The sequence below is a fragment of the Testudinibacter sp. 'clade 2' genome, from assembly GCF_006227735.1.
Classification (GTDB): domain Bacteria; phylum Pseudomonadota; class Gammaproteobacteria; order Enterobacterales; family Pasteurellaceae; genus Chelonobacter.
In genome coordinates this window covers 1-4,538 of sequence record NZ_VDHB01000039.1, presented here as the reverse complement: position 1 = coordinate 4,538, position 4,538 = coordinate 1, and the positions used below count along the sequence as shown (strand labels likewise).

Here is a 4,538-nt window from a genome sequence, read left to right as displayed (position 1 = left end):
ACTCTTTTTGCAAATAAATAAGGCAAAAGTCGTGAAGTTTAGTGATTCTAAACGAACGGCTTTTAACGCCGTAGTGGCGAAAAATAGTCATAGTCCTTCGGATTGTGTTTAAAATGAGCACACTCTTCGTTGTAATCCTCATCAATAGTTCCGCTATTGATTTCGGCTTACGCCTAGATTGTGCTCATTTTAAACGACAACTCAAAATATAAACAAAGATCAACAGACCCTATCTATTTGATAAATAAGTAAGCTAAAATCTGTGATTGATCTCACAGATTTTAGTGTAAAGTATTTTCTACCACGAAGGTGGGTAGTTATCGACTTTAATGATTACGCTATTTCAAAGTCGCTTTGGCTTTCAAACCAGCTTTCTAAGATAATGCAGGCAGAGATTGAATCGATTTTGCCTTTTTCTAAGGCTTTGTAACCTCGACGGGAGAAGAGTTCACTGCGCGCTTCGACGGTGCTGAGGCGTTCGTCGTGCAGCACAACCGGAATGGCAAATCGACCGTGAATTCGTTGTGAAAATTTTCTGGCACGCTGGGTAATGTCCTGTTCCGTGCCGTCCATATTCAGCGGCAGGCCGACAATGACGACTTTTGGCTTCCATTCGTTCAGGCATTTTCCAATCAAATCCCAGTTAGGAATGCCGTCGTTAGCTTTAAACGCATTGAGGGCTTGTGCCGTGCCGGTGATGCTTTGCCCGACGGCACAGCCGATACTTTTCACCCCAAAATCAAAGGCAAGTGCAGTAAAGCCCATTACGCATGCCCTGCCAGTGCGGTCAAATGAGTCGGTTCGAAACCCAAAGTGCGGTTGGCTTCCAGCCAGCGGCGATCATAAGGCACATCAAACAGCAAGCGTGAATTGGACTCCAGCACCAACCAGACATTATCGGCAATCTCCTGCTCCAATTGTTCCGCACGCCAGCGGCAGCAGCCTAGCGCCACCAGATATTTCTCCGGCGCATCGGCGCGACCAATGGTTTGCAACACATCAGCGGAGGTGGTCATCCAGACCTGATCAGACACCGCATAGCTGTGTTCAAAAGCCGGAATGCATTTGCTGTGCAAAATAAAACCCCGCTCGAGATTAACCGGCCCGCCCATCAGCACAATATCATCTTGTCGATATTCGCGCTGATCGGCAATTAGAAAATTCATTTTGGCGATAATTTCCGCCACGCTCAAGTCGGTCACTTGGGTCAACATAATCCCCATTGCCCCTTCACTGTTGTGCTCACAGATATAAATTAGCGCATGTTTGAAAAAAGGGTCGTCCATGCCCGGCATGGCCAGCAAAAAGTGGTCTTGTAATTTCATTGTCATATTGTCCTGTATTTTTACGGCTGATCTTGTAAACGTCGCTCAATCGCATCCATCAACATGCCACTGATCGAAACTTGCGGAAATGCCGCTTCAATTTCACGGATACAGGTTGGGCTGGTGACGTTAATTTCAGTCAGTTTATCGCCGATTACGTCCAAACCGACAAAGATCAAGCCTTTTTGTTTTAAATAAGGGGCAACGGTTTTTGCGATCAGCCAGTCGCTGTCAGTCAACGGACGTGCTTCGCCACTGCCGCCGGCTGCCAGATTACCGCGGGTTTCGCCTTTTTGTGGAATCCGTGCCAAGCAGTAGGGCACCGGCTCGCCGTCCACCACTAAAATCCGTTTATCGCCGCTGACAATTTCTGGGATATAAGTTTGCGCCATACAATACTGTTGCCCCAGTCCGGTCAAGGTTTCGATAATCACGGATAGGTTCGGGTCGTCTTGTTTAACCCGAAAAATGGAGCTGCCACCCATGCCATCCAACGGCTTTAAAATAATATCGCCGTGTTGCTGATGAAACGCCTTGATTCGTGCCGCATCACGGGTGACCAATGTCTCCGGGGTTAACTCGGCAAACCACGCGGTGTACAGTTTTTCATTACAATCGCGCAGGCTTTGTGGTTTGTTTACGATCAAACAGCCCTGTTCTTCCGCTCGTTCCAAAATATAGGTGGCATAGATAAATTCAGTATCAAACGGCGGATCTTTACGCATTAAGATCACGTCCAATTCTGCCAGTTCCAGCGTTGCTTCGCTGACAAATTCAAACCAATCCTGATAGTCATACCGCACTTTCAGTTCTCGTACTCGCGCTTTCGCTACGCCTTTGTGCAAAAACAGATCGCTCATTTCCATGTAATACAGTTGGTAACCGCGTGCTTGCGCCTGTTCCAACATCGCAAAACTGGAGTCTTTTTTAATATTGATGGACTGAATCGGATCCATCACAATGCCGAGTTTAATCATGATTTTTTTCCTTATGATAAATCGCCGAAACAGACTTGCAGGGCGGTAATTGCCGCCAATGCAGCGGTTTCGGTGCGCAACACGCGCTTGCCGAGCAGTACCGATTGAAACTGTTGCTGTTCGGTCATGGCGATTTCGCTTGCCGATAAACCGCCTTCCGAACCGATTAGCAGACGCACCCCGGCTTCAGGAATCTTGCTGAGCTGACGAATGCCGCATTCGGCACGTGGGTGCAGATTCAGTTTCAGCATTTCGCTTGTTTCGGCGCACCAATCGGTGAGCTTCATCAGTGGACGGATGTCGGGAACCCGATTACGCCTGCACTGTTCACAGGCAGCAATCGCAATTTTTTGCCATTGCTGAATTTTTTTCTCCATTCGATCGGCATCAAGTTTCACGCCACAGCGTTCCGACCAGAGTGGTGTGATCACATTCACGCCCAGTTCTACCGATTTTTGAATGGTAAATTCCATGCGGTCACCACGCGAGATCACTTGCCCTAAATGAATATTGAGATTGGATTCTCGGTCGTCTTCAATTGCGCCGTCTAACCGCACTTTGACTGTTTTTTTACTGATTTCATCAATCGTTGCCGGATAAATATGGTTGCTGCCGTCAAATAATTCAAGTTGCTGCCCGACATTCATGCGCAATACGCGTGCAACATGATTGACCGCATCGTCGTTCAGCTCACAGTGGTGAAGTGCGGTTAAGGATTCAGGGTGATAAATTCGTGGAATTCGCATAATTAATCGGGTTATAGAGATGACATAACAGAATGATAACACCGATAAAAACAAAACACTAACCGCACTTTGGATTATCCCGTGTATAACGTGGCATAAGTTCGCTTATTTATATCTAGAAATCAAAAAGTGTGCGGCTGTTGCGCCAAGTAGTTTCTTGAATTTGTGCCGTAGGTTCACTACGTAATTCGCTTAGGGCTTGCAGCACTAACGGCAAACGTTCAGGGCGGTTCGGCTGTCCTTGAAAACCAAGCAGCGGCATGTCCGGGCTGTCGGTTTCCAACACCAGGCTGTCCAACGGCAATTGTCGAATCGCTTCACGGGTTTTGTTGGCTCGGGGGTAACTGATGGTGCCGCCGACACCGATAAAATAGCCCAGATCAACAAAGCGTTTAGCCTGGTGATAACTACCGGCAAAGCCGTGCACCACGCCTTTTTTCGGCAAGAAAATTCGTTTTAAAAAAGGATAAAGTTGATCATGGCTGCGGCGCGAATGCAGGCTGACCGGCAGATTGAAATCGCGCGCCAGATAGAGTTGTGTTTCAAGAAAATGGCACTGTTTTTGCCAAATTTCAGGCGTGATCAACTCTTCAACCGCTCTTTCCAAACCGATTTCTGCCACGGCTTTGCATAAGTGCGGTTTTGCATTCAACCGCACTTTTAACTGCGTTAAATCTTGCTCTTCGTGCTGCCGGATATACAGCGGATGCAACCCCAAACCATAACAAAGCTGTGCAGGTGCTTGTTCACAAAGTGCGGTCAAGCTGTCAAATTGTTCCGCAACGACCGCTGCAATCAAGATTTTCTCCACCCCTACCGCACTGGCTTCTGCCACAGCTTCGCTCACGGGCTGCTGCAACTGCTGAATCAGATAATCAAAATGGGTGTGGGTGTCGAAAAATGGCATAGCGGTTCTCTTGTTTAAATAGTGGTACAGTATAAATTTTAAGAATTCCTTCGCCCCTTGTGGGAGAAGGACAGGTTTTAGCGTCGTTCAGACGCTAAAATCAGGATGAGGGGGAGTGCAAATTCGCTTGATTTCACCCTCATCCGCCCTGCGGGCACCTTCTCCCATCAAGGGATAAGGGAATAATGTGCTGGTTCACTTATTCCTCAAATCTGTTAATTTAGAATTCTTTCTCCCCTTGTGGGAGAAGGGAGTCGTGTCAATATTACGACAAAAGGGCGCATTAACATACGCCCTCAGATTATTGACAAAGATATTTGATGAGGCAAGGTAGGGGCGGATTATATATCCGCCCGTTTGCGAAGTGCAGCATAAGCACTTAATTAATAAAGGAAAAATGCAAAGTGCGGTTCGGGGCGATATATAATCGCCCCCTACAGTTACAACATTAATCGTGTATTTTAACCTTTGTCAGCAGTCTAAGGGCGCATTAACATACGCCCTTATTTTAAATTGTCGGATTTAAACTCAACTTACATCGCATAATACATTTCGAATTCTGCCGGGTGTGGCAACATTCTTA

General features: G+C 47.0%; 5 protein-coding genes. All 5 read right to left on the bottom strand.

Annotated elements, in window-relative coordinates; all coding sequences use genetic code 11:
• Positions 1 to 333: 333 nt before the first annotated feature.
• On the bottom strand, positions 334 to 765 hold the full coding sequence (gene ruvX / locus FHQ30_RS04075) for a Holliday junction resolvase RuvX (protein ID WP_139611685.1): 432 nt from the start codon (positions 763 to 765) through the stop codon (positions 334 to 336).
• Entirely contained in the window at positions 765 to 1,325 is a 561-nt protein-coding gene (locus tag FHQ30_RS04070; RefSeq protein WP_139611684.1) for a YqgE/AlgH family protein, read from the bottom strand. Before FHQ30_RS04070 ends, ruvX begins: the two co-directional genes overlap by 1 nt.
• A 20-nt stretch (positions 1,326 to 1,345) precedes the next feature.
• Positions 1,346 to 2,302: a glutathione synthase gene (gene gshB / locus FHQ30_RS04065; protein WP_139611683.1), complete on the bottom strand. Its 957-nt coding sequence runs from the start codon at positions 2,300 to 2,302 to the stop codon at positions 1,346 to 1,348.
• A gap of 11 nt (positions 2,303 to 2,313) precedes the next feature.
• Positions 2,314 to 3,048, bottom strand: a complete 735-nt coding sequence (rsmE, locus tag FHQ30_RS04060; RefSeq protein WP_139611682.1) for a 16S rRNA (uracil(1498)-N(3))-methyltransferase — start codon at positions 3,046 to 3,048, stop codon at positions 2,314 to 2,316.
• Between the two features lie 115 nt (positions 3,049 to 3,163).
• The gene (locus FHQ30_RS04055; RefSeq protein WP_139611681.1) at positions 3,164 to 3,955 is read right to left on the bottom strand and encodes a TatD family hydrolase; all 792 of its coding nucleotides are present in this window, start codon (positions 3,953 to 3,955) and stop codon (positions 3,164 to 3,166) included.
• Positions 3,956 to 4,538 lie beyond the last annotated feature (583 nt).

Bases quoted from the DNA above. Each gene is read 5' to 3' on its own strand.
- FHQ30_RS04070 (WP_139611684.1), bottom strand. From the start codon at position 1,325: ATGAAATTACAAGACCACTTTTTGCTGGCCATGCCGGGCATGGACGAC.
- FHQ30_RS04055 (WP_139611681.1), bottom strand. From the start codon at position 3,955: ATGCCATTTTTCGACACCCACACCCATTTTGATTATCTGATTCAGCAG.
- ruvX (WP_139611685.1), bottom strand. From the start codon at position 765: ATGGGCTTTACTGCACTTGCCTTTGATTTTGGGGTGAAAAGTATCGGC.
- gshB (WP_139611683.1), bottom strand. From the start codon at position 2,302: ATGATTAAACTCGGCATTGTGATGGATCCGATTCAGTCCATCAATATT.
- rsmE (WP_139611682.1), bottom strand. From the start codon at position 3,048: ATGCGAATTCCACGAATTTATCACCCTGAATCCTTAACCGCACTTCAC.